The sequence below is a fragment of the Pseudomonas sp. GW531-T4 genome (assembly GCF_017349615.1).
GTDB classification, from domain to species: domain Bacteria; phylum Pseudomonadota; class Gammaproteobacteria; order Pseudomonadales; family Pseudomonadaceae; genus Aquipseudomonas; species Aquipseudomonas chlororaphis_I.
Genome location: NZ_JACMZT010000020.1, coordinates 1 through 26,582 on the forward strand (window position 1 = coordinate 1; position 26,582 = coordinate 26,582).

Annotated in this window: 27 protein-coding genes and 1 pseudogene; 17 read left to right on the plus strand and 11 right to left on the minus strand. The window is 65.6% G+C overall.

Annotated features, from left to right (window positions below; all coding sequences use genetic code 11):
• From J4D28_RS17160 to J4D28_RS17180, 5 genes are all read left to right on the plus strand, one after another.
• A partial coding sequence (locus tag J4D28_RS17160; RefSeq protein ID WP_207246432.1) for a sugar ABC transporter ATP-binding protein occupies positions 1–1,474 on the plus strand: 1,474 nt, incomplete at its 5' end.
• Positions 1,475–1,544: 70 nt separating this feature from the next.
• Positions 1,545–2,567, plus strand: a complete 1,023-nt coding sequence (locus J4D28_RS17165) for an ABC transporter permease (protein WP_207246433.1) — start codon at positions 1,545–1,547, stop codon at positions 2,565–2,567.
• Between the two features lie 442 nt (positions 2,568–3,009).
• Positions 3,010–3,414, plus strand: coding sequence for a TraR/DksA family transcriptional regulator (locus J4D28_RS17170; protein WP_007923643.1), 405 nt, complete (start codon positions 3,010–3,012; stop codon positions 3,412–3,414).
• Positions 3,415–4,018: 604 nt separating this feature from the next.
• Entirely contained in the window at positions 4,019–5,257 is a 1,239-nt protein-coding gene (locus tag J4D28_RS17175) for a methyl-accepting chemotaxis protein (RefSeq protein WP_404940523.1), read from the plus strand.
• A gap of 130 nt (positions 5,258–5,387) precedes the next feature.
• Positions 5,388–5,606, plus strand: coding sequence for a hypothetical protein (locus tag J4D28_RS17180; protein ID WP_009048476.1), 219 nt, complete (start codon positions 5,388–5,390; stop codon positions 5,604–5,606).
• 20 nt (positions 5,607–5,626) lie between these two features.
• Here the strand turns inward: J4D28_RS17180 and J4D28_RS17185 are convergent, their stop codons facing one another.
• Together J4D28_RS17185 and J4D28_RS17190 are read right to left on the minus strand one after the other, a co-directional pair.
• The gene (locus J4D28_RS17185) at positions 5,627–6,019 is read right to left on the minus strand and encodes a hypothetical protein (protein ID WP_016701792.1); all 393 of its coding nucleotides are present in this window, start codon (positions 6,017–6,019) and stop codon (positions 5,627–5,629) included.
• Positions 6,020–6,085: 66 nt separating this feature from the next.
• On the minus strand, positions 6,086–6,316 hold the full coding sequence (locus J4D28_RS17190) for a hypothetical protein (RefSeq protein ID WP_016701793.1): 231 nt from the start codon (positions 6,314–6,316) through the stop codon (positions 6,086–6,088).
• Positions 6,317–6,860: 544 nt separating this feature from the next.
• On the opposite strand from J4D28_RS17190, the gene J4D28_RS17195 reads away from it, so the two are divergent.
• The 3 genes from J4D28_RS17195 (at position 6,861) to J4D28_RS17205 (ending at position 8,639) form a co-directional block, all read left to right on the plus strand.
• A complete protein-coding gene (locus J4D28_RS17195) occupies positions 6,861–7,310 on the plus strand; it encodes a hypothetical protein (protein ID WP_031286381.1) in 450 nt (149 codons plus the stop codon).
• Positions 7,307–7,504 (plus strand): hypothetical protein, encoded by a 198-nt coding sequence (locus J4D28_RS17200; RefSeq protein WP_009048479.1) that lies wholly within the window; start codon positions 7,307–7,309, stop codon positions 7,502–7,504. The genes J4D28_RS17195 and J4D28_RS17200 overlap by 4 nt, the downstream gene beginning before the upstream one ends.
• A 118-nt stretch (positions 7,505–7,622) precedes the next feature.
• Positions 7,623–8,639: an ABC transporter substrate-binding protein gene (locus J4D28_RS17205; RefSeq protein ID WP_016701795.1), complete on the plus strand. Its 1,017-nt coding sequence runs from the start codon at positions 7,623–7,625 to the stop codon at positions 8,637–8,639.
• Between the two features lie 96 nt (positions 8,640–8,735).
• Here J4D28_RS17205 and J4D28_RS17210 read toward each other — a convergent pair whose 3' ends face one another.
• Both J4D28_RS17210 and J4D28_RS17215 read right to left on the minus strand, forming a co-directional pair.
• Positions 8,736–10,871 carry a TonB-dependent siderophore receptor gene (locus J4D28_RS17210; protein WP_103331376.1) on the minus strand — a complete coding sequence of 712 codons (2,136 nt, stop codon included), beginning with the start codon at positions 10,869–10,871 and terminating at the stop codon, positions 8,736–8,738.
• Between the two features lie 201 nt (positions 10,872–11,072).
• Positions 11,073–11,462, minus strand: a complete 390-nt coding sequence (locus tag J4D28_RS17215) for a DUF2946 domain-containing protein (protein ID WP_041986627.1) — start codon at positions 11,460–11,462, stop codon at positions 11,073–11,075.
• Between the two features lie 97 nt (positions 11,463–11,559).
• On the opposite strand from J4D28_RS17215, the gene J4D28_RS17220 reads away from it, so the two are divergent.
• Positions 11,560–11,997: a DUF3995 domain-containing protein gene (locus J4D28_RS17220; protein WP_009048483.1), complete on the plus strand. Its 438-nt coding sequence runs from the start codon at positions 11,560–11,562 to the stop codon at positions 11,995–11,997.
• Between the two features lie 136 nt (positions 11,998–12,133).
• Here the strand turns inward: J4D28_RS17220 and J4D28_RS17225 are convergent, their stop codons facing one another.
• Genes J4D28_RS17225 through J4D28_RS17250 form a run of 6 tightly spaced genes read right to left on the minus strand, consistent with a single transcriptional unit; the run spans position 12,134 to position 18,203 of the window.
• Positions 12,134–12,502, minus strand: coding sequence for a Na+/H+ antiporter subunit G (locus J4D28_RS17225; RefSeq protein WP_028682678.1), 369 nt, complete (start codon positions 12,500–12,502; stop codon positions 12,134–12,136).
• On the minus strand, positions 12,499–12,777 hold the full coding sequence (locus J4D28_RS17230) for a K+/H+ antiporter subunit F (RefSeq protein WP_009048485.1): 279 nt from the start codon (positions 12,775–12,777) through the stop codon (positions 12,499–12,501). The genes J4D28_RS17225 and J4D28_RS17230 overlap by 4 nt, the downstream gene beginning before the upstream one ends.
• Positions 12,774–13,262 (minus strand): Na+/H+ antiporter subunit E, encoded by a 489-nt coding sequence (locus J4D28_RS17235; RefSeq protein WP_009048486.1) that lies wholly within the window; start codon positions 13,260–13,262, stop codon positions 12,774–12,776. Before J4D28_RS17235 ends, J4D28_RS17230 begins: the two co-directional genes overlap by 4 nt.
• Positions 13,259–14,944 carry a monovalent cation/H+ antiporter subunit D gene (locus J4D28_RS17240; protein ID WP_103331375.1) on the minus strand — a complete coding sequence of 562 codons (1,686 nt, stop codon included), beginning with the start codon at positions 14,942–14,944 and terminating at the stop codon, positions 13,259–13,261. Before J4D28_RS17240 ends, J4D28_RS17235 begins: the two co-directional genes overlap by 4 nt.
• The gene (locus J4D28_RS17245) at positions 14,941–15,285 is read right to left on the minus strand and encodes a Na+/H+ antiporter subunit C (RefSeq protein WP_003202835.1); all 345 of its coding nucleotides are present in this window, start codon (positions 15,283–15,285) and stop codon (positions 14,941–14,943) included. Before J4D28_RS17245 ends, J4D28_RS17240 begins: the two co-directional genes overlap by 4 nt.
• Positions 15,285–18,203, minus strand: a complete 2,919-nt coding sequence (locus J4D28_RS17250) for a monovalent cation/H+ antiporter subunit A (protein ID WP_009048488.1) — start codon at positions 18,201–18,203, stop codon at positions 15,285–15,287. Before J4D28_RS17250 ends, J4D28_RS17245 begins: the two co-directional genes overlap by 1 nt.
• A gap of 245 nt (positions 18,204–18,448) precedes the next feature.
• Between J4D28_RS17250 and J4D28_RS17255 the strand changes: the two genes are divergently transcribed.
• Positions 18,449–18,892, plus strand: a complete 444-nt coding sequence (locus J4D28_RS17255; RefSeq protein WP_103331374.1) for a hypothetical protein — start codon at positions 18,449–18,451, stop codon at positions 18,890–18,892.
• Between the two features lies 1 nt (position 18,893).
• Here J4D28_RS17255 and J4D28_RS17260 read toward each other — a convergent pair.
• A pseudogene (locus J4D28_RS17260) lies at positions 18,894–19,911 on the minus strand (DMT family transporter).
• Positions 19,912–19,926: 15 nt separating this feature from the next.
• Between J4D28_RS17260 and J4D28_RS17265 the strand changes: the two are divergent.
• The 7 genes from J4D28_RS17265 to J4D28_RS17295 all read left to right on the plus strand — a co-directional run bounded on the left by J4D28_RS17265 (position 19,927) and on the right by J4D28_RS17295 (position 26,580).
• Entirely contained in the window at positions 19,927–20,490 is a 564-nt protein-coding gene (locus tag J4D28_RS17265) for a helix-turn-helix domain-containing protein (protein WP_103331379.1), read from the plus strand.
• A gap of 172 nt (positions 20,491–20,662) precedes the next feature.
• Complete coding sequence (locus tag J4D28_RS17270) at positions 20,663–21,865, plus strand: SfnB family sulfur acquisition oxidoreductase (protein WP_016701804.1); 1,203 nt, start codon at positions 20,663–20,665, stop codon at positions 21,863–21,865.
• A gap of 10 nt (positions 21,866–21,875) precedes the next feature.
• Entirely contained in the window at positions 21,876–22,352 is a 477-nt protein-coding gene (locus J4D28_RS17275) for an acyl-CoA dehydrogenase (RefSeq protein ID WP_103331373.1), read from the plus strand.
• Entirely contained in the window at positions 22,352–23,770 is a 1,419-nt protein-coding gene (locus J4D28_RS17280) for an LLM class flavin-dependent oxidoreductase (protein ID WP_103331372.1), read from the plus strand. The genes J4D28_RS17275 and J4D28_RS17280 overlap by 1 nt, the downstream gene beginning before the upstream one ends.
• Before the next feature lie 166 nt (positions 23,771–23,936).
• Positions 23,937–24,926: an AMP-binding protein gene (locus tag J4D28_RS17285; RefSeq protein ID WP_103331371.1), complete on the plus strand. Its 990-nt coding sequence runs from the start codon at positions 23,937–23,939 to the stop codon at positions 24,924–24,926.
• On the plus strand, positions 24,923–25,699 hold the full coding sequence (locus J4D28_RS17290; RefSeq protein WP_103331370.1) for an ABC transporter ATP-binding protein: 777 nt from the start codon (positions 24,923–24,925) through the stop codon (positions 25,697–25,699). Before J4D28_RS17285 ends, J4D28_RS17290 begins: the two co-directional genes overlap by 4 nt.
• Positions 25,699–26,580, plus strand: coding sequence for a branched-chain amino acid ABC transporter permease (locus J4D28_RS17295; RefSeq protein ID WP_009048497.1), 882 nt, complete (start codon positions 25,699–25,701; stop codon positions 26,578–26,580). The genes J4D28_RS17290 and J4D28_RS17295 overlap by 1 nt, the downstream gene beginning before the upstream one ends.
• The last annotated feature ends 2 nt before the right edge of the window (positions 26,581–26,582 follow it).

A 26,582-nucleotide genomic window follows, 5' to 3' on the forward strand; every position in this document is an offset into this window, starting at 1 on the left:
CAACGTCAGCAAGGGCTTTCCCGGGGTTGTCGCCCTGTCCGATGTACAGCTGCGGGTGCGTCCCGGCACGGTGCTGGCGCTGATGGGGGAGAACGGCGCGGGCAAGTCGACCCTGATGAAAATCATCGCCGGGATCTACCAGCCGGACGCCGGCGAGCTGCGGCTCAAGGGCCGGCGGGTGAATTTCGAGACGCCGCTGGCGGCCTTGCAGGCGGGGATCGCGATGATCCACCAGGAGCTCAACCTGATGCCGCACATGAGCATTGCCGAGAACATCTGGATCGGCCGCGAGCAGCTCAACGGCCTGCATATGATCGATCACCGCGAGATGCACCGCTGCACCACGCTGTTGCTGGAACGCCTGCGCATCAACCTCGACCCCGAGGAACAGGTGGGCAACCTGAGCATCGCCGAGCGGCAGATGGTCGAGATCGCCAAGGCGGTGTCCTACGACTCCGACATCCTGATCATGGACGAGCCGACCTCGGCCATTACCGAGAAAGAGGTGGCGCACCTGTTCTCGATCATCGCCGACCTCAAGGCCCAGGGTAAGGGCATCATCTATATCACCCACAAGATGAACGAAGTGTTCGCCATCGCCGATGAAGTGGCGGTGTTCCGCGACGGCGCCTACATCGGCCTGCAACGGGCCGACAGCATGGACGGCGACAGCCTGATCTCGATGATGGTCGGCCGCGAACTCAGCCAGTTGTTCCCGGTGCGCGAGAAGCCCATCGGCGAGCTGCTGATGTCGGTGCGCGACCTGCGCCTGGACGGGGTGTTCGAGGGCGTGTCCTTCGACCTGCACGCCGGGGAGATTCTCGGCATCGCCGGGCTGATGGGCTCGGGCCGCACCAACGTGGCCGAGACGATTTTCGGCATCACCCCCAGCGACGGCGGCGAGATCCGCCTCGACGGCCAGCCGGTGCGCATCAGCGACCCGCACATGGCCATCGAAAAGGGTTTTGCCCTGCTGACCGAGGACCGCAAGCTCAGCGGCCTGTTCCCCTGCCTGTCGGTCCTGGAAAACATGGAGATGGCGGTGCTGCCGCACTACGCCGGCAACGGCTTCATCCAGCAGAAGGCCCTGCGCGCCCTGTGCGAGGACATGTGCAAGAAGCTGCGGGTCAAGACCCCGTCCCTGGAGCAGTGCATCGACACCCTGTCCGGCGGCAACCAGCAGAAGGCCTTACTCGCCCGCTGGCTGATGACCAACCCGCGGGTGCTGATCCTCGACGAACCGACCCGCGGCATCGACGTCGGCGCCAAGGCCGAGATCTACCGGCTGATCGCCTACCTCGCCGGTGAGGGCATGGCGGTGATCATGATTTCTTCGGAGCTGCCGGAAGTGCTGGGCATGAGCGATCGGGTGATGGTCATGCACGAGGGCGAGCTGATGGGCACCCTCGACCGCGGCGAAGCGACCCAGGAGAAGGTCATGCAACTGGCTTCCGGGATGTCCCTGGTCCACTAGCCGGCAAACGTATCAAGGCCATCGGCGAGCTGTGTTCGCCGCCGGCCATACAAGAAGAAGGTGAAGGCTTATGAACGCGATACTGGAAAACAAACCCGCGGCGGCGCCAGCCAGAACGCGCCGGCGCCTGCCCACCGAACTGAGCATCTTCCTGGTGCTGATCGGCATCGGCCTGGTGTTCGAACTGTTCGGCTGGATCGTGCGCGACCAGAGCTTCCTGATGAACTCCCAGCGCCTGGTGCTGATGATCCTGCAGGTGTCGATCATCGGCCTGCTGGCCATCGGCGTGACCCAGGTGATCATCACCACCGGCATCGACCTGTCGTCCGGCTCGGTGCTGGCGCTGTCGGCAATGATTGCCGCCAGCCTGGCGCAGACCTCGGACTTCACCCGCGCGGTGTTCCCGTCGCTGACCGACCTGCCGGTGTGGATCCGGGTGGTGGCCGGGCTGGGGGTAGGGCTGCTGGCGGGGGCGATCAACGGCAGCATCATCGCCATCACCGGGATCCCGCCCTTTATCGCCACCCTCGGCATGATGGTCTCGGCGCGCGGCCTGGCGCGTTACTACACTGAGGGCCAGCCGATCAGCATGCTCTCGGATTCCTACACGGCCATCGGCCACGGTGCGATGCCGGTGATCATCTTCCTGGTGGTGGCGGTGATCTTCCATATCGCCCTGCGCTACACCAAGTACGGCAAGTACACCTACGCCATCGGCGGCAACATGCAGGCGGCGCGGACCTCGGGGATCAACGTCAAGCGCCACCTGGTGATCGTCTACAGCATCGCCGGGCTGCTGGCGGGGCTGGCCGGGGTGGTGGCCTCGGCGCGGGCGGCGACCGGGCAGGCGGGCATGGGCATGTCCTACGAGCTGGACGCCATCGCCGCCGCGGTGATCGGCGGCACCAGCCTGGCCGGCGGCGTGGGGCGCATCACCGGCACCGTGATCGGCGCGCTGATCCTCGGGGTGATGGCCAGCGGTTTCACCTTCGTCGGTGTCGATGCCTACATCCAGGATATCATCAAGGGCCTGATCATCGTGGTGGCGGTGGTCATCGACCAGTACCGCAACAAGCGCAAGCTCAAGCGCTGAGCCCTGTGCTTCTGTAGGAGCGAAGCTTGCTCGCGATGGACTTCAACGATAACGCTTAGCATCTGATGCACCGCGGCGTATTGACGATTATCGCGGGCAAGCCTCGCTCCTACAGAAGCCTTGCACCACGGCAGCGGCAGGCCTTTTTCGGGCCTGCCGTTGCCGTTTGTCTTCTAAAAGACCCCGGCCGATGGAATTTCTTGTTATAAACGCACTCCGATAACCGCCGCCAAAGCCAGCCCTGGCGGGCTTTCAGGGCTTGTCGGACAAATTCGATGTCATTTCAGTTGCTGAGGCCTCAAACGGGCCTTAGACTGCCGCCCCTCGTAAATTGAGTGCCGGGTGGCGCTTGGAATGTATGGCGCCTTTCCGATGCCCCGAAAGGGGGCACGGAAAACAGCTTTAATTCGCCTTAATGCACGTATTTTTTATAGAGAAATCAATGACAAAGGAAAAGTTGCTGGCCATGCCGGCGGATGACTACATGAACGCCGAGCAGCTGGCTTTTTTCACTGAGCTGTTGCAGGCCATGAAGGTCGAAACCCACGAGCGCATCGAACAGAACCGAATCGCCATTGAGAGCCTGGACACCCCGGCCGACCCTGCCGACGCGGCTTCCGTAGAGGAAGAGCGGACCTGGCTGGTCAACGCTATCGACCGCGACCAGCGCATGCTGCCGCAGCTGGAGCAGGCCCTGGGCCGTATCGGCGACGACAGCTTCGGCTGGTGCGACGACAGCGGCGAGCCGATCGGCCTGAAACGCCTGCTGATCAGCCCGACCACCAAGTACTGCATCGAAGCTCAGGAACGTCACGAGCAGATCGACAAGCACCAGCGTCAGGCCTGATCGCCAAGACTTCTCCCCTCGCGGGCAAGCCCCACCCCAAGGTCGCCACTGCACCTGGGCTGGCAGGCTTGCCCGCGAGTCGTTTGTGGGCGCCCTGAAAGCCCCTCGCGCATTTCTATTGATCTGCTGCAAACCTGCGACTAATGGACCATGGATAATGGCTTTTTAGTGGCGTTCAATGCAGAGCAAATAATTAGAAAAACGTGGGGTAATCCAGATGACGCAAGACGGATCTTTGTCGGCTGCCACTGCGCAACCGCTGCCAACAGCCCAAGCCACCCGGCGCTGGCAGGTTCCAGCCCTGCAAAGCGGCGCCTTGCTGCTAGTGTTGTATGCCCTGTCCCAGGGGCTGCTTTCCTTCTACCTTGCCGTGCCGCTGATGCTGCTGATCGTCTGGCTGCCGCGCCTGGCCAGGCCCAAGGCCGCAGCGCCGGCGAGCAGCGTCGACAACGGCGAGATCGCCGCGCTGACTCGCGACCTGTCCTACAGCACCAGCCATAACGCACTGTCGGCCGCCGGCGTGGCCTATTCGGTCCGGCAACTGGCCGGGCGGGTGCAGTCGCAACTGGACTCGGCGGCGCGCATCGTCAGCAGCGCCGAGGCGATGATCCACACCGAGCAACTGGCCGCGCAGCTCAGCCAGCAGGCCCTGAGCGCCGCCAGCGAAGCCCATCGCAGCAGCGCCGAAGGCAGCGTGGTGCTGGGCGAGTCGATCACCCGCATGCACCGCCTCAGCCAAAGCGCCAACGACAGCCGGGAACTGATCGAGGCCTTGAGCCAGCGCAGCGAAGACATCCAGCGGGTGGCGCTGGTGATCCAGTCGATCGCCAGCCAGACCAACCTGCTGGCGCTGAATGCCGCCATCGAGGCGGCGCGGGCCGGGGAGCACGGGCGCGGGTTCGCCGTGGTGGCCGATGAAGTGCGCGGCCTGGCCGGGCGCACGGCCACCGCCACCGACGAGGTCGGGGTGATGGTCGGCGATATCCAGCAGCGCACTGCCCAGGTGGTGGAGCAGATCCGCCAGCTGTCCAGCGACCTGAACACCGGGGTGGAGCAGGTCGAGTCCACCGGCCAGCATTTGCAGAACATCGCCCGGCTGTCGGCGGGGGTGGAAAGCCAGGTCGGCGAGATCGCCCGCGGCGCCGAGACCAATCGCCAGCAACTGGACAGCCTGTTCCATGCCGTGGAGCAGGTGCGCGGCGACCTGGCGGTGAGCGACCAGCAGACCCGGAGCCTGGCCGAGGCGGCGGTGCAGATGGAAGGGCAGGCGGAGATCATCAGCGAGCGCCTGGCGGCAGTCGGCCTGGACGACTATCACCAGCGCATCTACGACCTGGCCCAGGAAGGCGCCCGACGCATCGCCGAGCAGTTCGAGGCGGACCTGGACGCCAGCCGCATCAGCCTCGACGACCTGTTCGACCGCAGCTACCAGCCGATCGCCAATACCCAGCCGGTGAAATACCAGACCCGCTTCGACCGCTACGCCGATCAGGTGCTGCCGGCGATCCAGGAGCCGTTGCTGGCGCGTCACGAAGGCCTGGTGTTCGCCATCGCCTGCACGCCCCAGGGCTACGTGCCGACCCACAACCAGGTGTTCTCGCAGCCGCTGACCGGCGACCCGCAGGTGGATACCCTGCACAACCGCACCAAGCGCAAGTTCGAGGACCGCACCGGCATCCGCTGCGGCAGCCACCAGCAGCCGCTGTTGCTGCAAACCTACACCCGCGATACCGGCGAACTGATGCACGATTTGTCGGTGCCGATCAGGGTCAAGGGCCGGCATTGGGGCGGCCTGCGCCTGGGCTACAAACCGGAGCAGGCTGTCGAGGCCGCGCGCGGCTGAGCCCGAGCGGGCCGGTCATTGTTACCGGCCCTGCAACGAAGCTGTGCAAGAGATGGCTTTTTCCCAGCATGGGAACTCATTAGTATGGCGACATTGTTAGCTAGCTAACTAGTTGCCAGGAGAAGTCCTCATGCAAAGCAAAGTCGATGTCGCAGTGATGATTGGTAGCGGTGTACCGGCCACCTTTCGCGCGGTCGGGCTGAATGTGTGCTGGGTCGTGCTGGTCAATGGCGAGCGCCGCGGCGCGCCGTTCGCCAGCCGGGAGGAGGCCGTGGAATGCCAGGCGTCCTGGCTGGCCCAGCTGGCGCGGGACAAGGCCGGACACCCGCTGTTCAGCCGTTCGGCCTGAGGGCGCAGGCATCCGCGCCTTCAGACCTCGCTGCCGATCACCGCGCTTTCGGCCTGGAACAGTGCCACCTGGGCCATCGACAAGGCGCTGCTGGCGGCCTGCGCCTGGGCCCGGGCGGCGGACAAGGCCTGCATGTGCGCGTCGGTGGCGCGATGCCGGGCGGCGCTTTGCACCATCGCCAGGCGCTCGTTGGCCTTGCGCAGCCGCTGCTGCAATTGCTCGATCTGTTTGCGCAGCAGCCTGATGCGTTTCTTTTTCGCTTCGAGCACGCCGTCGGGAGCAGCGTTGGTCGCCCGGGTGATCGCGGTGCGCAGGTCAAACGGATCGCTCGCCGGGCTTTCGCTGCCCGCCGCGCCTGGCAGGGCGAACTCGGCCAGGGACGGGAGGCGGGCAGGTGGGTTGAGGTCGATCATCATGGCGCTCTTTACAGGAAGGCTCGCCAATATGTCGGTCGGGCGCGGCAATCCTTTACCGCGGGCTCAGAGGTTCAGGGCGCCCTGGTCGACGGCCTGCTTGAGGGCGCGGGCGGCGTCCTTGGCGGCAGCTTCGGCCAGTTCCGCGGTCTTGAACCAACGGTCCTTTTCCACCTGGTGGTAGCGCACGGTGCGCAGCGGTGGCTTGGCGCGCATCACGATCACGGCCTGGAACTCGCCCTCGACGTCCCGGGCTTCGCCATGAATGAAAAACTCGCCTATATCGAATTCCGTCACGTCCGACTTTCCCCTGGAAAATATGCTGGTGAAGCTGGCCGGTGGCTGGCTTCAAGGTCGCGGCAGTATGGCAGTTGTTGCCCGTCGATGGCTGAGTTAAGTCACGCAAGTGGCTGACCGGCAGGATAAAAGAGGTTTTTTCAGCGATTTGCTCACGCATGGGTTGCTCTGAATACATAAAGTTGCTCTAGAATTGCCCCGGCAGTCAGAGATTGATGTTTACCTGCAGCACTCCCGTCCCATTAAGGGTGACGAAAGGATCGTGAGGTTTTCCGATCGACAGTGAGTGCGCAGCTTTCTCGGCGGGTCGGAACCACTTCTTCTGCGCTTGATGCGGGCCAAACGGTCCGGTAGTCCTTCCGGTTGTCCTGGGGAGGGGCGCACCGGTGTTTGCGCCTACGCGTTGGCGAGTGGTGCTTTTTCGGATTGTTTTCATGTGGAGTCACGGCGCCGGTTCGGCCGCCTTTTTCTGCTGTCCGTCGTTTACGCGGGCAGAGTCATTTTCAGTTTCGGGGATCTTTCCTTGGCAGTCAGTAATCTTGATATGCACGCGTTGTTCGTCCTGGGCGATTTGCGCGCAAAGTTGGTCAAACAGTTCCAGTCACGTTTCGTCTACATCACCGAACAGACGCCGGAAGGCATTTACGTCGCCGAAATCGACACCGAGACAGCGCTGGTCGTGGACGACAAGCCGCGCCTGGAACTCAAGGTCGGCGATCATTTCCGTGCGGCGGTCCTGCCCAGCCGTGAAGGCGGCAAGTTCGAAATCCGTTTTCGCGAGATCAAGCTGACCGTCTACGGCCTGGGCGAATACGCCTTTGTCAGCACCGCCGACGGCCACGCCATCCTGTTCAAGGAAGGCCACAGCGTAGTGACGGTGTTCGCCGCCAACCAGCAGTTGCAGGAAGGCCTGACCAAGACCCTGAAAGCCGTGACCGGCAAGGCCGCCAAATGGCGCAAGGGTGAACTGGTGAGCTTCAAGGCCAGCGAGTGAGCCGCGCCGAATTCCATCAGCAGCATCTTGCGCGCGCCCGCGCCGAGGCCCAGCGCCTGTTCGAACAGAAAGCCGTGTTGCAAGGCGCCTGGCTGGCCTGGGTGGCTTCGCAGCTGTATGTCCTGAAGCCTGCGGCATACGCCAGCATGGTGCGCCGCGAGTTGCAGCGCCTGCAGGAGCAGGGCGCAGACTGAAGTCCCCGTCGAAAGCAGGAACCTCTACTACAGTCAGATGACTTAAATAATCAGAGGCTTGCGGTCCCCGATCGCGAGACCATCCTGCAACGCTGTGAACGGCACAAGGGGCACAGGCATGAAAGGACTGCGGACACTGCTGGGCGGCGCGCTGCTCGGCCTGGGTATTTTGCTGGCGCCCGCCGGCGCTTGGGCGGCACCGGCGCCGATCCACTTCGCCGACCTGAACTGGGAAAGCGGCAGCCTGATCACCGATATCCTGCGCACCATCGTCGAGAAGGGTTACGACCTGCCGACCGACACCTTGCCGGGCACCACCATCACCCTGGAAACCGCGCTGGCCAACAACGATATCCAGGTCATCGGCGAAGAGTGGGCCGGACGCAGCCCGGTGTGGGTCAAGGCCGAGGCCGAGGGCAAGGTGGCGGCCCTGGGCGACACGGTGAAGGGCGCGACCGAAGGCTGGTGGGTGCCGGAATACGTGGTCAAGGGCGACCCGGCCAAGGGCATCAAGCCGCTGGCACCGGGCCTGCGCAGCGTCACGGACCTTGCGCGCTACAAGGATGTGTTCAAGGACCCGGAAAGCCCGGGCAAGGGGCGTTTTCTCAACAGCCCCATCGGCTGGACCTCGGAAGTGGTGAACAAGCAGAAGCTCAAGGCCTATGGCCTGACCGACAGCTATGTGAATTTCCGCAGCGGTTCCGGTGCGGCGCTGGACGCCGAGATCACTTCATCGATCCGTCGCGGCCAGCCGGTCCTGTTCTACTACTGGTCGCCGACCCCCTTGCTCGGCCGCTTCAAGCTGATCCAGCTGGAAGAGCCGCCGTTCGATGCCGAGGCCTGGAAAACCCTGACCGATCCCGAGCACCCCAACCCACGTCCCACGCGTTCGCTGGCCTCGAAGCTGTCGATTGGCGTGTCCACGCCGTTCCAGAAGCAGTACCCGCAGATCGCCGAGTTCTTCAGCAAGGTCGATTTGCCGATCGATCCGCTGAACAAGGCCCTGGCCGAGATGAGCGAGAAGCACACGCCGCCCCGGGAAGCGGCGCGGGCCTTTCTCAAGGCGCATCCGCAGGTGTGGCGGGCGTGGTTGCCCGGGGATGTGGCGGATAAGGTCAGTGCCAGTCTCGATTGAGAGATTGCGGTGAGAGTGAGATCGCTATCGCGGGCAAGCCTCGCTCCTACAGAAGTTTGCGTAACCCTGTAGGAGCGAGGCTTGCCCGCGATGTTTTTAGAAGCGGGTCTGCACCGCCAGTTCGAAGGTCCGTGGCGTACCCAGGTAGTAAGCCGGCGAGACATGGGCGAACCTGGCGTAGACCTCGTCGGTCAGGTTGCGCACCCGCCCGGTGATTGAGGTGTGGTTGTCGAGCTTGTAGGTGAGGAAGGTGCCGTACAGGGTGTAGGAGGGCACGGTCAGGGTGTTGGCCGTGTCGGCGTACACCGAGGCCACATAACGCGCATCGACCCCGGTCTGCCACTGCGGCGCCAGGTCATAGGTCAGCCACAGGTTGCCGACCCGGTCCGGCACGTTGGTCGGGGTATTGCCCTTGCGTGACACCACCACGCCCGCGGCGTTCTTCTCGGTGAACTCGTCGTACTGCGCATCGACCCAGGCGAAGTTGCCCTCGAGCAGCAGCTTCGGGGTGACCCGCAGCGAGCTGGCCACCTCGATGCCCTTGGAGGTCTGCTGGCCCACCGGGATGCTCAGGGTCGGGTCCAGCGGGTCGGTCACCGCGAAGTCCTTGCGCTCGATGCGGTAGGCCGCCAGGGTCGCCGAGCCGCGGCCGTCCAGATAATCGAACTTGCTGCCCACTTCCCATTGCTTGCCCGTGGAGACATCGAAGGCCTGGGTGCTGTTGTTGGGCTGCTCGGCGGCGGTGCTGTACTGCACATAGACATTGGCACTCGGGAGAAACTGATAGCTCAGGCCGACCCGGCCGGTGACCGGTTCCCAACGGCGCTTGAGGTGTCGTGGATTGCTCGCCGTCACCAATCGGTGGTTGGTCACGTCCAGGTCGATGTTGTCGTAGCGCAGGCCGGTGAGCAGCGCCAGCCGGTCGGTCAGGGCCAGGCGATTCTCGACGAACAACGCCTGGGTGGTGACCTCGTTGGTCTTGTCGGCGACAAAGCCCTGGCGGGTGCCCGGCAGGTCGTAGAAATGCCCCGGCTGGTAATCGTTCGGGTCGACGCTGTTGGCCGCCTTGACGTTCAGCGGCGAGTTGGTGGTGCGGTTGACCTTGTACTCGAAGCCACCGGACCAGGTGCTGTCCAGGCCGAAGATCGAGGTGTCGTGGCGCAGCTCGAACTGGTTGCCGTTCTGCTCACCCTGGTGCCGCACCTGATAGGCCGTGGAGCGGTTCACCGCGCTGTTGTCGGCGTTGTACTGGTAGGTCTCCAGGTTGCGGTAGTCGCGCTGGCTGTCCAGGTGATAGAGGGTGTTGCGCAGGCTGGTGCTGTCGTTGATCCGGTAGTCGACGATCGAGCGCACCCAGATCGTGCGCTGCTCGTAGCGGCCGTCCTCGACGTTGTAGTTGTTGAAGCGGTTGTGCTTGTCGATCTTCAGCTCGCCGGCCTTGGGGTTGAGCACCGGGGTGCCCCAGTACGGGCTGTCCTCGTGTTCGTCCTGGTATTCCACGGCCAGGGTGTGGGACAGGTCCGGCGTCAGGTCGCTGAGCAGGGAGAACGCCAGGCTCCAGGCATCCCGTTCCTGGCGGTCGATGTAGCCGTTGCTGGTGTTGTGGCTGACGTCGAGGCGGGCGTAGTGCTGCACCTCGTCGCCGGCTTCGCTGAGGGCGTGGTTGAGGCCGAAGGCGGTTTGCGTGGTGTCGTAGCTGCCGTAGCTGACCCGGCCCTCGATGGCCCGCTCCTGGCGGTCGGCCAGCTTGGTCACGTAGTTCAGCGAACCGCCCACGGAGCCGGCGCCGTTGACCAGCGAGGAGGGGCCGCCGAGCAGTTCGACCCGGTCATAGATCCACGAATCCACCGGCCGTGCCAGGCCGCTGGACACGTTGATGCCGTTGAACATCTGGGTGATCTGGCTGTTGCTGAAACCCCGGTAGGAGACGAAGCCGCCGAACCCCGGCGGGGCGCTGGCATTGACCCCGGGCAGGCTGTTGGCGGCGTCCTGGAAGTTCTGCGCGCCGCGCAGCTCGATGTCGTTGCGGTTGGCCACCGCCACCGAGGCCGGGGTCTCACGGACGCTCAGGCCCAGGCGCGAGGCCATGCCGCTGGACTGGTCGAGGGCCAGGCCGGGTTCGACGGGCTGGTCGCCGTCGATGGTGATCGGTGCCAGGTCGACGCTGGATTGCGCCCAGGCGCTGACGGACAGGCAGCCGCACAGGCTGGCCAGCAGGGGAATGTGTTTCATCGGTAGATCCTGAATTCTTGGCTAGGAAGCAGCCCGGGGTTCAGGGTCCGTACGAAAAGTCGGCGAGCGAAGGTCAGGCGAGCCTGCTTTTAACGCAGCATGGCCTGCATAGCGCGAAGGTGCTTAGCGCACAGTGACTTTCCGTACAGACCCTGACGCCGTGCATTGGCACGGGGCGGGCTGATGACAGGGGCAGAAGACTCAGGCGAAGGCGGGCGGCGCGCGCGGGTGGGCCGCGGGCCAGGTGAAGCGGGTGGGAATGTCAGCGGTGGCGCGGGGCGCCAGCGGCGGGCTGTGGTGCTGCGGCAGGATCGCCAGGGTCAGGCTGGAGTTGAACGCCGGGCCCATGCCGCCGGTGGAACACAGCGGGCAACCGAAGGCCTTGGACAGGGTCGGCAGCGATTCGTCGACCGGGTTGGAGGAGGCCGGTGCCTGGGTGCGCGAGTCCACCGTACAGAACTGGCCGCCGATCCCGTTGAGCTGCTGGCCGACCATTTGCCCGTGGCCGATGCTGCAGGCGAACACATTGAACAGGACGCAGCAATAGAGCATCCAGGCAATGAGCGAGCGATCGGTTCGGGCGAATTTCATGGGGCGGCACTTTACCATCGCAGGCGACGAACGTACTTACAAAAACGCGCGAGCGGGTCCATTCTTCAGCAACATTTTTTGCCATGGACGTTTGCATATGAATGTTTTGATCGCGCAATGGATGGCAGGAGCCTTCCTGCTGATCAGCCTGATCCACCTGTACTGGGCCGCCGGCGGCAAGCGCGGTAGCGAGGCGGCGATCCCCCAGGTGCCGGGCAGGACGCCGGGTGAGCTGGAGCCGGCGTTCAAACCCTCGGGGTTCGCCACCTTGCTGGTGGCGGTGGGCCTGCTGCTGATCGCGATGCTGGTGTGCCTGCGGGTGGGCCTGTACCTGCCGACGGTGAGCCACCCGGCGCTGCAATGGGTGATCAGCGCGATGGCCTTGCTGATGTTCGCCCGGGCCATTGGCGATTCGAACCTGGTGGGGTTCTTCAAGGAAGTCAGCGAGTCCAGGTTCGCCCGGCTGGACACCTTGTTCTATTCGCCGCTGTGCGTGGTGCTGGGGGCGGGGTTGCTGGTGGTGGCCTGGAACTGAGTGCCTCCCTCTTGTAGGAGCGAGCTTGCTCGCGAAAAAAGCCGGTTCAACGGATTCCCGCAGATGGTCCGCGTCATCGTTGACGTTCATCGCGAGCAAGCTCGCTCCTACAAAGGGCGCGTGTGGCGGGCATCCCTCAACTGCCGCTTTCGCGACGCCGGCTGCTGACCTCCGCCGGCACATCGTCGCCGGCCATGCGCTTGCGGAACAGCGCCGCCCGCGCCAGCAGCAGGGTGGTCACCGGCACGGTGATCGACAGCAGGATCGGAATCAGCCAGGCGTGCAGCACAGGCGCGGACTTCATCCCCGAGAAATACAGGATCGACGCCAGGGCCACGCACCAGGCGCCCAGGGTCGAGGCCAGGGCCGGTGGGTGCATGCGCTGGAAGTAGTCCTTCATGCGCAGCATGCCGATGGCGCCGATCAGGGCGAAGGCGCTGCTGAGCACCAGCAGGATCGCCACCGGTATCTCGATCCACCACGACAGTTCACTGACGGCATTCATTCGATCACCTCGCCACGCAGGAGGAATTTGGCCAGGGCGAAGGAGCCGACGAAGCCGAACAGGGCGATCAGCAGCGCCGCCTCGAAGTAGGTGTCGCTGGCATAACGGATGCCCAGCACCAGCATCATCAGCATCGCCAGGATGTACAGGTAGTCCAGGGCCAGGACCCGGTCCTGGGCCGAGGGGCCCTTGAACAGCCGGACCAGGGTCAGGACCATGGCCACGGAAAACAGGAACAGGCTGAGCAGGATCGCGTTCGTGAGCAGGGCACTCATTCGAAGATCTCCATCAACGGACGCTCGTAGGTCGTCTTGAAGTGCTGGATGAAAGCCGCTTCGTCGTCCAGGTCGAACACATGCAGCAGCAGGATGCTGCGGTCCAGGGACAGCTCGGACCACACCGTGCCCGGCACCACCGTGGTGATGGTCGAGAGCGCGGCCAGGCCGTTGGCGTCGCGCAGGTCCAGGGGGATCTTGACGAAGCGCGAGCGCGGCGGGCGGCGCCCGGCGTTGAGCACACCCCAGGCCACGGCCAGGTTCGACAGCAGCACATCGCGGCCGACCAGCAGGAACAGGCGCAGGATGGTCGCGGGGCGGCGGATGCGGATCGGCAGCGGGCGCAACGGCCGCATCATCAACGGCGCGCAGAAGCCCAGGAGCGCGCCGAGCAGCAGGTTGCCGGGGCTGACGGACAGGTTCAGCACCAGCCACAGCAGCCACAGCGCCAGCGACAACCAGGGCGCGGGGAACAGGCGCTTCATGGCCGCACCTCCTGCAACGCCGCCTGGGCCTCGGGGCTGGGGACCGCCCGGGTGCCGAGCACGGCCATCACATATCGCTGCGGGTCGTTGAGGCTGTCGGCGGCGGCCTGGGTAAAGCGCAGCAGCGGCTCGGCCTTGACGGTCAGCAGCATGCACAGCCCGAGCAGGGCGATGATCGGCACGCACTCGAAGCGCCGCAGCAGCGGCGACGGCCGTTCTTCCGGGCTCCAGAAACGCTGGATGCCCAGGCGCGAAAAGGCGATCAGCGACGCCAGGCCGGAGAGGATCAGCAAGGCCAGCAGGCCCCAGGCGGCGCCGGACAGCGGCGCATCGCTGGCCTGGCCCAGCCCGGCAGGGTTGAGCAGGGCGCCGATCAGGCTCAGCTTGCCGATGAAACCCGACAGCGGCGGCATGCCGATGATCAGCAGCGCGCAGGCAATGAAGCTCAGGCCGAGGAAGGCCATGGTCCAGGGAATCACCTGGCCGACCACGGCTTTGCGCTCGTCGTCGAGGTTGGTGCCCGGTGGCGGTTGCAGCGACTCCTGAGGCCGGGGCAGGGCTTCGGCCTCGTCGTCCAGGGGGATTTCGTTGGCCGAGCGCGAGCGCTCGATCAGCTCCGCCAGGAGGAACAGCGCGCTCAGGGCCAGGGTCGAGCTGACCAGGTAGAACAGCGCGCCGGCGATCAGCCTGGGCTGGGCGAAGCCAATCGCTGCCAGGAGGATCCCGGCCGAGACCAGGATGCTCAGGCTGGCCATGCGTTCCAGGCGCTGCGCGGCGAGGATCGCCAGGGCCGCGCAGACGATGGTCGCCATGCCGCCGTAGATCAGCCAGTCGCCGCCGAAGTAGGCCGAGGCCCCGGCCTGCCCGGAGAACAGCAGGGTCCACAGGCGCAGCAGGGTGTAGACGCCGACCTTGGTCATGATCGCGAACATCGCCGCCACCGGCGCGCTGGCCGCGGAATAGGCCGGCACCAGCCAGAAGTTCAGCGGCCAGATGCCGGCCTTGGCCAGGAACGCGGTGGCGAGGATCGCCGCGCCGGCGTGCAGCAGGCCGCGGTCGGCTTCCGGCACCAGCGGGATCTTCAGCGCCAGGTCGGCCATGTTCAGGGTGCCGGTGACGCCGTAGATCAGCGCCGCGCCGATCAGGAACAGCGACGAGGCCAGCAGGTTGATCGCCACGTAGTGCAGGCCGGCGGACACCCGCGCGCGGCCGGAGCCGTGGAGCATCAGGCCGTAGGAGGCGGCCAGCAGCACTTCGAAGAACACGAACAGGTTGAACAGGTCGGCGGTCAGGAAGGCGCCGTACAGGCCCATCAGCTGGATCTGGAACAGCGCGTGGAAGCTGGCCCCGGCGCGGTCCCAGCGGGCCATGGCGAACAGCAGGGCGCTGACGCCGATGATCCCGGTGAGTACCAGCATCAGCGCCGACAGGCGATCGACCACCAGCACGATGCCGAACGGCACCTGCCAGTTGCCCGGCAGGTACACGCCGACGGAGCCGGGCACGCCGGTCTGCTGGGTCCAGTACAGCAACAGCACGGAGATGCCCAGGCCGAGCATGCTGGAGAACAGATTGATCTTGGCTTTGAGCGGGCGATGTTTCTCGCCGAGCATCAGCATCACCGCGGCGGTCAGCAGCGGCAGCAGGATAGGCGCGACGATCAGGTGCGGCATCAGGCTCATTCCTTGGGCTCCCGGCCATCCACATGGTCGGTGCCGGTCAGGCCCCTGGACGCCAGCAGCACCACCAGGAACAGCGCGGTCATGGCGAAGCTGATGACGATCGCCGTGAGCACCAGCGCCTGGGGCAGCGGGTCGGTGTAGTGCAGCAGGTCCTGGGGCACGCCGTCCTTGATGATCGGCTCCTTGCCGATGAACAGGCTGCCCATGCTGAAGATGAACAGGTTGACCCCGTAGGACAGCAGGCACAGGCCCATCACCACCTGGAAGGTCCGTGGCCGCAGCACCAGCCAGACGCCGGAGGCCGCCAGCACACCAATGGCAATTGCAATGACTTCTTCCATCAGGCAGTGGCTCCTGTCTTGGCAAGGGATTTGGACGGGCTCGGCTTGTGCGCCCGCACCGACTGGTGCGCCAGCGCGGTGAGGATCAGCAGGGTCGAGCCGACCACCACGGCATACACGCCGATGTCGAAGAACAGCGCGCTGGCGATATGGATATCACCGAGCAGCGGCAGGTCCAGGTGCAGGGTGTGGGTGGTCAGGAACGGGTAGCCGAACGCCAGGGCGCCGAGCCCGGTCAGGGTGGCGAACAGCAGGCCGGTGCCCATCCAGCGCAGCGGTCGCAGGCTCATCTGGGCCTCGACCCACTGGGTGCCGGCGACCATGTATTGCAGGATGAACGCCACCGACATCACCAGGCCGGCGACGAAACCGCCGCCCGGCAGGTTGTGGCCGCGCATGAACAGGTAGAACGACACCACCAGGGCGATCGGCAGCAGCAGGCGCACCAGCACCGCCGGCACCATCATGAAGCCCAGGGCGGTGTCGCTGGCCTGGCGCGGGTTGACCAGGTCGGTGACCACGTCGGGCGCCAGCAGGCGCTGCTGGGCTGGCAGCTGCATGCTTTCCTTCGGTGGGCGGAAGCGTCGCAGCAGGGCGAATACGGTCAGGGCCACGGCCGCCAGCACGGTGATCTCGCCCAGGGTGTCGAAGCCGCGGAAGTCCACCAGCATCACGTTTACCACATTGCTGCCACCGCCTTCCGGCAGGGCGCGGCTGAGGTAGAACGAAGAAATGTCGTTGGGGGTCTGGCGGGTCAGCATGGCGTAGGACAGCACGGCCATGCCCAGGCCGACGGCGATCGACAGCAGCAGGTCGCGCAGGCGGCGGGCACGGGCCTTGGGCACGCTGCTCGGCAGTGGCGAGACGTCCTCGATCCGCCGTGGCAGCCAGCGCAGGCCGAGCAGGATCAGCACTGTGGTCACCACTTCCACCACCAGCTGGGTCAGGGCCAGGTCCGGCGCGGAGAACCAGACGAAGGTCACGCAGGTCATCAGGCCGCAGACGCTGACCATGGTCAGGGCCGCCAGGCGGTGGTACTTGGCTTGCCAGGCGGCGCCCAGGGCGCAGGCGATGGCCAGCAGCCAGAGGGTGACGAAGACGATGGAGCCCGGGATCTTCGGCCGGTCGCCCCAGCTCAGGCTGCTGTAGAGCATCGGGATCAGGCCGGCCAGCACCGCCACCAGCACCAGCAGGAACAGCTGGGTCTGCAGGCGCTTGGTGCTGATGTGCCGCTCCAGGCGCCGGGCCAGGCGCATCATGCTCACCAGGCTGCGCTCGAACAGGCGCTTGCCGTTGAAGCGGCCAATGAGCGGTGGGTAGGCGAAGTGGCCGCGCACCAGCGGGGCGCGCAGCAGCAGGTAGAGCACGATGCCAGCGGACATGGCGATCAGGCTCATGATGATCGGCGCATTCAGGCCGTGCCAGATCGCCAGGCTGTACTCCGGCAGGGTGCCGCCGACCACTGGCTGGGCGGCCGCGGCCAGCAGCGGGCCGACCATCTGCGCCGGGAAGATCCCCACCAGCAGGCAGGTGAACACCAGCAGCTCCACCGGCGCGCGCATCCAGCGCGGTGGCTCGTGGGGCGTATGCGGCAGGTCTTCGGCCGGTTTACCGAAGAACACATCCACGGTGAAGCGCAGGGAGTAGGCGACGCTGAAGGTCCCGGCGATGGTGGCGATCACCGGCAGGGCGGCCTCGACCCAGGCGGTGGAATTGATGAACACCGTCTCGGCGAAGAACATCTCTTTTGACAGGAAACCGTTGAGCAGCGGCACGCCGGCCATGGAGGCGCTGGCGACCATGGCCAGGGTCGCGGTGAACGGCATCAGCTTGATCAGGCCGTTGAGCTTGCGGATGTCGCGGGTGCCGCTTTCGTGGTCGATGATGCCGGCGGCCATGAACAGCGAGGCCTTGAAGGTGGCGTGGTTGAGGATATGGAACACCGCGGCCACCGCGGCCAGCGGGCTGTTCAGGCCCAGCAGCAGGGTGATCAGGCCCAGGTGGCTGATGGTCGAGTAGGCCAGCAGGCCCTTGAGGTCGTTCTGGAACATCGCGCAGTAGGCGCCCAGCACCAGGGTCGCGGCACCGGCGCCGCCGACGATCCAGAACCATTCTTCGCTGCCGGACAGCGACGGCCAGAGGCGGGCAAGGAGGAAGACCCCGGCCTTGACCATGGTCGCCGAGTGCAGGTAGGCCGAGACCGGTGTCGGCGCGGCCATGGCGTGGGGTAGCCAGAAGTGGAAGGGGAACTGCGCGCTTTTGCTGAGGGCGCCGATCAGGATCAGGGGCAGGAGGATGGGGTAGAGGGCGTGGGCTCGGATGAGATCTCCGGCAGCCAGGACCTGGTCCAGGTCGTAGCTGCCGACCACATGGCCGAGCAGCATGACCCCCGCCAGCAGGCACAAGCCCCCCGCGCCGGTGACCATCAGCGCCATGTAGGCGCCGCGCCGGGCATCGGAGCGGTGGTGCCAGTAGCCGATCAACAGGAAGGAGAACAGGCTGGTCAGTTCCCAGAAGAACACGATCTGGATCAGGTTGCCGGAAATCACCAGGCCGAGCATGGCGCCCATGAAGGCCAGGAAAAACGCGAAGAAGCGCGGCACCGGGTCTTCCGGCGACATGTAGTAGCGCGCGTAGAGCGACACCAGGGTGCCGATGGCCAGCACCAGCATGGAGAATAGCCAGGCGAAGCCGTCCATGCGCAGGACGAAGTTCAGGCCGAGGCTGGGCAGCCAGTTGAATTCTTCACGGATCACGCCGCCATGGGCGATCTGCGGGTACATCGAGGCCACCGCCACGGTACCGGCCAAGGCGACCAGGCCGGCCAGCAGGGACTCGGTGTTACGCGCGTTGTGCGGCAGCAGGGCCGCCAGACAGCTGCCGATAAAAGGCAGAAGCAGTAGAACTATCAGGGACATAGGCTTCTAATCTGCGGGAAATTGTGATGCATCATACGTGCCGACTCTGTGATCACCAACCTTGAAGCTGTGGCAGGATCCTACAAAACCCCTTCGAACGGCGTTCAAGACAGGGAACGAAAAGCCAGCCGGCACCAAAGTCATGGCAGTTTGCCCAGCATGAATGACAACAAAGCGCTGCGCGCGGTGCTATGGTCGCGCCCCTTGGCAACGGACCCGCTTGAACGGAAGCAGACAGGCCCTTTATGACCCTCGGAACCTTTACCCGCAAAACCCTCGCCAGCCTGCTGCTGATGGCCTTCGGCGGCTGGATTGTCTGGCTGTGGCTGACCCTGGCCGGGCCCACTGCCGGCATGAGCCGCTTCAAGACCCTGGAGCCCTTGTCGATCGAAGGGCCAGCGGCGGCGGCCTTGCCCGCCGGCACGGTGCTCTATTACGACACCGGCTTTGCCGAGGGCCATAGCCGCTACCTGGCGTACTTCTATCACAAGGGCGTCATCGCTCAGGAAGCCTTGCCCAAGGCCTTCTGGCCGGGGCAGGAGCGGATCAGCCCCCTGTGGTTATGGAATGTCGATGCCGAGCAGGCCCCGGCTCAAACCATGACGCGAGAAGACATTGTTGCTGCCGTAAAGGCTGGCCAGCTGTCCCGGCAGGAACTGGCGGCCATTGTCGAGTCGTTGCCGCGCTGACTCAGCGTTGCGAATCCGCCGTCTCATCCAGCCGATCCGCCTCGACCACCTCGCTACTCTTACCCTTGGTCTTCAACTCGCTGACGATCACCGCCGCGACGATCAGCGCGCCGCCCAGCAGGGCCAGGGCCGGCAGGCGCTCGCCGGCGATGCGCCCGACCAGCCCGGCCCACACCGGTTCGCCGGCGTAGATCAGGGTGGCGCGGGTCGGCGAGACGCTTTTCTGCGCCCAGTTCATCGCCACCTGGATCGCCGCGCTGGCGGCGCCCAGGCCCAGGGCACTGGCCAGCAGCAGCCAGGAAAAGTCCGGGATGGCTTCCTGGGTCGGCACCACCATCAGGAACGACAGCACCGAGGTGGCAGCCAGTTGTACTACGGTGACCCGGCGCACATCGACCTGGCCGGCGTAGGTGCTGATCAGGATGATTTCCGCGGCGATGGCCACGGTGCTGATCAGGGTGGCGATTTCGCCCGGGCTGAAGTCCAGCGCGGCGCCGCTCGGCCCTGAGAGCAGCATCAGGCCGGTGAAGGCCAGCATGATGCCGATGCTCGGCATCAGCCCCGGGCGCTTGCCCATGAACAGCCATTGCAGCAGCGGCACGAAGGGCACGTACAGCGCGGTGATAAAGGCCGACTGGCTGCTGGGAATGCTTTGCAGGCCCACGGTCTGCAGGCCGTAGCCGAGCATGATGGCGGTGCCGATGAAGACCCCGGCCTTGAGTTCGAACAGGGTCAGCCCGCGCAGGCTGCGCAGGGAGAACAGCCCGACGATGCAGGCCGCCGCGGCGAACCGCAGGCCGACGAAGAACATCGGGCCGCTGACGGTCATGGCGTGCTGCACGGTGAGAAAGGTCCCGCCCCAGACCATGGTGATCAGCACCAGCACGCACTCGGCTTTGCTCAGTTTGAGGAAGAAGGAGGAAGGTTTGGAGGAGTTCACCGACGTCATGCCCTTGCGCGCTACCCGGGGCGGCCGCACAATGCGCCGCGAAGTTGGGCAGTATACTGCGCAAATCCATACAGTGAGCAATATAGTGCACAAAGATCCTGGGCAGCGCGCATCCGTGCTGCAGCATGTCAGTCACAACGTCCGGCGCCTGCGCCACGCCGCCGAGCTGAGCCAGAGCGCCCTGGCGGAAAGGTCCGGGGTCAGCCGACGGATGCTGGTGGCCATCGAGGCCGGTGAGAAGAATGTCAGCCTCAGCACCCTGGACCGGGTGGCCGAGGCCCTGGACGTGGCCTTCAGCGACCTGATCCAGGCCCCCGATGCCCGCGACCCGAGCCGCATCAACGAGCTGGCCTGGGCCGGGCTGCTTCCCGGGAGCAAGGCGGTGCTGCTGGCCAAGGCCAACGCCTGCCGCGAAGTGGAGCTGTGGGAGTGGCGCCTGGAACCGGGCGAGCAATACCTGTCGGAGCCGGACGCCGAAGGCTGGAGCGAGCAGCTGTATGTCTGCGAAGGTTGCCTGACCCTGGTCCTGGGCGAGCAGGAGCGGCGCCTGGACAGCGGCGAGTTCTTCATGTTCGCCAGCAACCTGCCACATGCCTATCGCAACGATGGGACGGTGGCGGTGCGTTTCGTGCGCAACGTGGTGATCTGAGCACTGTTGCCTGGGCAACAGTGCTTGAACATTTTGCCTGTTTTAAGTTGATTTTATTTCTTATGAGTTCGATTCAACTTACTGATTCATAAGCTTTATAGGCTTCGGCACGACTCCTGCAATCTCCCGGTCAGAACGGATCTTCCGCATTCGACAGGACCTGGAGTCGGCCATGACAGCCACCGCTCAACCCACCCGAACCGCCCACATCATCCGCTCCGATGCCGAGGCAATCGCCGTCGCCCGGACCCTGGCCGAACGTTTCGCCGTCGAGGCCAGCGTGCGCGATCGCGAGCGGCGCCTGCCGTTCGCCGAGCTCGACGAGTTCTCCGCCAGCGGCCTGTGGGGCATCACCATTCCCAAGGCCTACGGCGGCGCCGGGGTGTCCTACGTGACGGTGGCGGAGGTGATCAAGATCATTTCCGCCGCCGACTCGTCCCTCGGCCAGCTGCCGCAGAACCACCTGGGCGTGCTCGACATCCTGCTGCAGACCGCCAGCGAAGAGCAGAAGCGCTACTACTTCGCCAAGGTGCTGCAGGGGTATCGCTTCGGCAACGCGTTCTCCGAAGCCGGCAGCAAGCACGCAGGCGCCTTCGAGACCCGCATCCGCTTCAACGCCGACGGCGCGCGGATCGACGGCGAGAAGTTCTACTGCACCGGTGCCTTGTTCGCCCATATCGTGCCGGCGGTGGCGGTCGACGAAGAGAACAAGGCGTTCATCGCCTTTATCGAACGGGATAACCCCGGCCTGACGGTGATCGACAGCTGGGACGGTTTCGGCCAGCGCACCACCGCCAGCGGCGGCGTCACCCTCGAGGCGGTGCAGGTGCCGCTGAGCGCGGTGATCCCGGCCCATCGCGCGTTCGACGAGCCCACCGCCGACGGGCCGATCTCGCAGATCATCCAGGCGGCGGTGGACACCGGCCTGGCAGTCGGCGCCCTGGAAGAAGCCAAGCGCCACGCCCGCCAGTCGCGGCCCTGGATCGACAGCGGCCAGGACCATGGCTGGCAGGACCCGTTCACCATCGCCGCCATTGGCGACCTGGAATGGCGGGTCCACGGCAGCGAAGCGATCCTGGAAAAAGCCGGCCTGGCCATCGACCAGGCGCTGCGCGAGCCCAACGAAGACACAGTGGCCCAGGCCTCGGTGGTGGTGGCGCAAGCCAAGGTGCTGTCGACGGAAAGCGCCTTGCTCGCCAGCAGCAAGCTGTTCGAGCTGGCCGGCACCCGCTCGGTGCTCGGCAAGTACAACCTCGACCGCTACTGGCGCAACGCGCGGACCCACACCCTGCATGATCCGGCGCGCTGGAAATACCACCTGATCGGCAACTTCCTGCTCAACGGCGTCAAGCCGGCCCGCCACGCCTGGAACTGAGGAACCGCCCATGAACGCATTGAGCCAAGCCAGCGCCCGGCAAAAGCACTCCGATACACAGCACGAGCCAAGCCACGACGACCTGCGCCGCGCCCGCGAGCTGCTGCAATCGACCCTCACCTTTGTCCGCGAACAGGCCAAGCCCTGGCCCGGCAGCGGCCTGGCCAGGGCCAGCGACGACCCTTATGTGATCAGCCGCTTTGGCGACCTGCTGATCCGCATCGAAGTCGCCGCCGCCTTGCAGGAGCGGGCGCAGGCCTTGCTCGCCAGGGAACAGGATGTCGCCGAGGTCGGCGTGGCCCAGGCCGAGGCGGCCATCGCCAGCCGCGAGGCCTTGCTCGCGGTGAGCCACGCCGAGTTCGAGCTGACCGGCCAGCGCAGCCCGCTGCCCGCCGCGCTGGATGAGCCGTTGCGCTGGAAATACCCGTTGATCGGCAACTACCGCCTCAATGGCGTGGTGCCGCCCAGTTTCAGGAGTGCGGTTTGATGCCCCGTGAAATCCGTCTCAACGCCTTCGACATGAACTGTGTCGGCCATCAGTCGCCGGGCCTGTGGGCCCACCCCCGGGACCGTTCCTGGCAGTACAAGGACCTCGAATACTGGACCGACCTGGCGCGGATCCTCGAGCGCGGCAAGTTCGACGGCCTGTTCATTGCCGATGTGCTGGGCATCTATGACGTCTACCAGGGCAACGGCGAGGCGGCGATCCGCCAGGCGGCCCAGGTGCCGGTGAACGACCCGCTGCAACTGATCCCGCCCATGGCCCTGGTCACCGAGCACCTGGGCTTCGGCCTGACCGCGTCGCTGTCGTTCGAGCATCCCTATCCCTTCGCCCGGCGTCTTTCCACCCTCGATCACCTGACCAAGGGCCGCGCCGGCTGGAACATCGTCACCTCCTACCTGGAAAGCGGGGCGAAGAACCTAGGGCAGAAAGCCCAGACCGAGCACGACGCCCGCTACGACTACGCCGAGGAATACCTGCAGGTTTGCTACAAGCTCTGGGAAGGCAGCTGGGAAGAGGGCGCGGTGCTGCGCGACCGGGAACGGCGGATCTTCAGCGACCCGAGCAAGATCCATGAGATCCGCCACTTCGGCCAACACTTCCAGGTGCCGGGCATCCACCTCTGCGAGCCTTCGCCGCAACGCACCCCGGTGCTCTACCAGGCCGGTGCGTCGAGCCGTGGCAAGCAGTTCGCCGCCGAGCAGGCCGAGTGCGTGTTTGTCGCCGCGCCGTCCAAGGTGCTGCTGAAGAAGACCGTGGCCGATATCCGCCGCCGCGCCGCCGAGGCCGGGCGCGATCCGGCGAAGATCCTGATCTTCAACCTGCAGACGGTGATCCTCGGCGAGACCGACGCCAAGGCCAGGGCCAAGTTCGAGGAGTACAAGTCCTGGGTCAGCTACGAGGGCGCCATGGCGCTGATTTCCGGCTGGACCGGCATCGACTTCAGCCAGTTCAAGCCCGATGAGCCGCTCAAGCATGTGCACACCAACGCCATCCAGTCGGCGGTGGAAGCCTTCTCCACGGCCGACCCGAACAAGGTCTGGACGCCCCATGAGCTGGCGGACTGGGTCGGCATCGGCGGCTTCGGCCCGCTGTTCGTCGGCAGCCCGGAAACCGTGGCCGACCTGCTCCAGGAGTGGGTCGAGGACACCGATGTGGACGGCTTCAACCTGGCCTATGCGCTGACCCACGAAACCTTTGTCGACGCCGTCGAGCTGCTGGTCCCCGAGTTGCAGAAGCGCGGCGTGTACAAGACCGACTACGCCCCCGGCACCTTGCGCGAGAAGCTGTTCGGCGCCGGGCCGCGCTTGCCGGAGAGTCATCCGGGCAGCGCTTATCGCGACCTGGCGGCCTTGCAGCGCCAGGAGCAGCAGGTGGCCTCCATCCGCGTACCTGCCCTGTAGCCGCTGCCGAAGGCTGCGATAGGTCCGGAGGACCTCCGGCGTGAGTGCAATCGCCGCGACCGTTCCGGTCGATCGCAGCCTTCGGCAGCGGCTACTGGTGCAGTGCAAACCAAAAAACCAGCCAGCGGACCACCGCACGCTTTTGCCCAAGGAACGAGGTCAGTCCATGAGCGTGCATGAACTCAAGCGTTCGCCCCCGGCGGATGCACGAACACCGGAAAACAGCGTGCTGCTGCCCGCGGCCCTGGAGCTGTTGCAGCACTGGGCGCAGGTCAGCCCGCTGGCCAGTGCGTTGCGCCACAAGCGCCACGGCCATTGGTACAACTGGCGCTGGATCGATGCCGCGCGCGATGTCGAGCGCCTGGCCGACGGCTTGCGGCAACAGGGTTTCGACGAAGGCTCGCGACTGGCGTTGAGCGGTCTGTTCGAGCCCAACCTGCTGCTTCTGGCCCTGGCCGCGCAACGGGTGGGCGGCCAGGTGCTGACCCTGAGCGACGAACTCGACCCGCAAGCCCTGCGCCAGGCCCTGTGGAACCTGCACCCCAGCCATGCCTTCGTGCATTCGCGCCAGCAACTGCTGCGCTGGGTCGCGGCCGGCGAAAACAGCATCGCCCCGCAATTGTTGATCGCCCATCAGACCGTTCCGCGCCTGCCAGAGGGTTCGCGCCAGCCGGTGCTGGCCTTCAGCGACCTGCTGGGCAGCCGGGAAAAGCCCCAGCGCCAGAACCACTGGCGGCATCCGGCCCATGCCGCGCAGCTGTGGAGCGAGGAGGGCACGCACTGGCCGGAAGGCCTGAGGGTCTTGCTGCACCAGTGGCTGCACAGCGGCCATAGCCTGGCCTTCCCGGAAAGCCGCGGTTCGGCCAGCCGCGACCGCCGCGATGTCGCTCCCAGCGGCCTGCTGCTCTCGGGCCCTTGCCTGCAACGCCTGGCCGACGATATCGAAAGCCGCCTGGCGCCCCCCGGCAGTTGGCGCCGCCGCCTGTGCGACTGGGCCATTGCCCAGCCGCACCGCCCCCTGCAACGGCTGCTGAAGAACCGGGTGCGCCGGCTCCTGGGGTTCCAGCGCCTGGATTACATCTGGCAGGCCCCCGGCACGCCCTCGAAACCTTCAGCGCCGGTGTGGCTGGCCGAATTCAAACGGAACATTGCATGAGCGCCGCCGACCCCATCCTGCAAGTCAATGCCATCTCCCTGTCGTTCAAGGGGGTGAAGGCGATCAACCAGCTGTCCTTCGCGGTCGCGCGCGGCGAGATCTGCGCGCTGATCGGGCCCAACGGTGCCGGCAAGAGTTCCTTGCTCAATATCCTCAATGGCGTCTATCGCTTCGACGCCGGCTCGATTGTCTTCGACCGCGAGGCGTTCCAGCGTATCGACCCCTTGCAGGCCGCGCGCCGGGGCATCGGCCGCACCTTCCAGAACAACGCGCTGTTCAAGCAGATGAGCGTGATCGACAACCTGCTCAGCGGCCTGTCGCGGCATACCCGCGCCAGCTTTATCGAGCAGGCCCTGGGGTTGCCCCGGGCACGGCGCGAGGCCGAGGCCCATCGGCAGCTGGCCCAGGGCGTTCTCGAGTTCCTCGAGTTGCAGGCGCAGCGCGACGTGCCGGTGGGCAACCTGTCCTACGGCCTGCAAAAGCGCGTCGAGCTGGGCCGGGCCTTGATCGCCGGGCCCAGCCTGTTGCTGCTGGACGAGCCCATGGCCGGGATGAACGCCGAGGAAAAGCAGGACATGGCGCGCTTCATCGCCGATATCAACCGCGACCTCGGCACCACGGTGGTGCTGATCGAACACGATATGAGCGTGGTCATGGAGCTGTCCGATCATGTGGTGGTGCTGGACTACGGGCGCAAGGTCGGCGACGGCACCCCGGCCGAAGTGCAGGCCGACCCCGAGGTGATCGCCGCCTACCTGGGGGTGGTGCACTGATGGGCTTTTTCTTCGAAACCCTGCTCGGCGGCCTGTTGGCCGGCACTATGTATTCGCTGGTGGCCATCGGCTTCGTGCTGATCTACAAGGCCAGCGGCGTGTTCAATTTCGCCCAGGGCGCGATGCTGCTGTTCGCCGCGCTGACCTTCGTCAGCCTGCACGACCAGGGCGTGCCCTTTGTCCTGGCGCTGCTGGCGACGGTGCTGGTGATGATCGCCGGCGCCTGGCTGATCGAGCGGCTGGTGTTGCGGCCGCTGGTCAATCGTTCGCAGATCACCCTGTTCATGGCCACCCTGGGCCTGTCGTTCATCATCGAGGGCCTGGCCCAGGGGCTGATGGGCTCCCAGGTCAGGGCGCTGGACCTGGGCATCGACGACGTGCCGCTGTTGCTCGGGCCGTTGATGCTCAGCCAGTTCGACCTGATCGCCGCGGCCACCGCGGTGGTGCTGGTGACAGTGCTGGCGCTGCTGTTCAACAAGACCCGCATCGGCGTGTCGCTGCGCGCGGTGGCCGACGACACCACGGCCGCGCTGTCGATCGGCATCAACCTCAACCGCATCTGGCAGATCGTCTGGGCCGTGGCCGGCATCGTCGGGCTGGTGGCCGGGCTGCTCTGGGGCGCGCGCCAGGGTGTGCAGTTCTCGCTGTCGCTGGTGGTGCTCAAGGCCCTGCCGGTGCTGATCATCGGCGGCTTCACCTCGATCGGCGGGGCGATTGTCGGCGGGCTGATCGTCGGCGCCGCCGAGAACCTGGCCGAGGTCTATATCGGCCCGCTGATCGGCGGCGGCATCACCCCGTGGTTCGCCTATGTGCTGGCCCTGGCCTTCCTTTATATCCGTCCCGCCGGCCTGTTCGGCGAGCGCGCCATCGAGCGAGTCTGAAT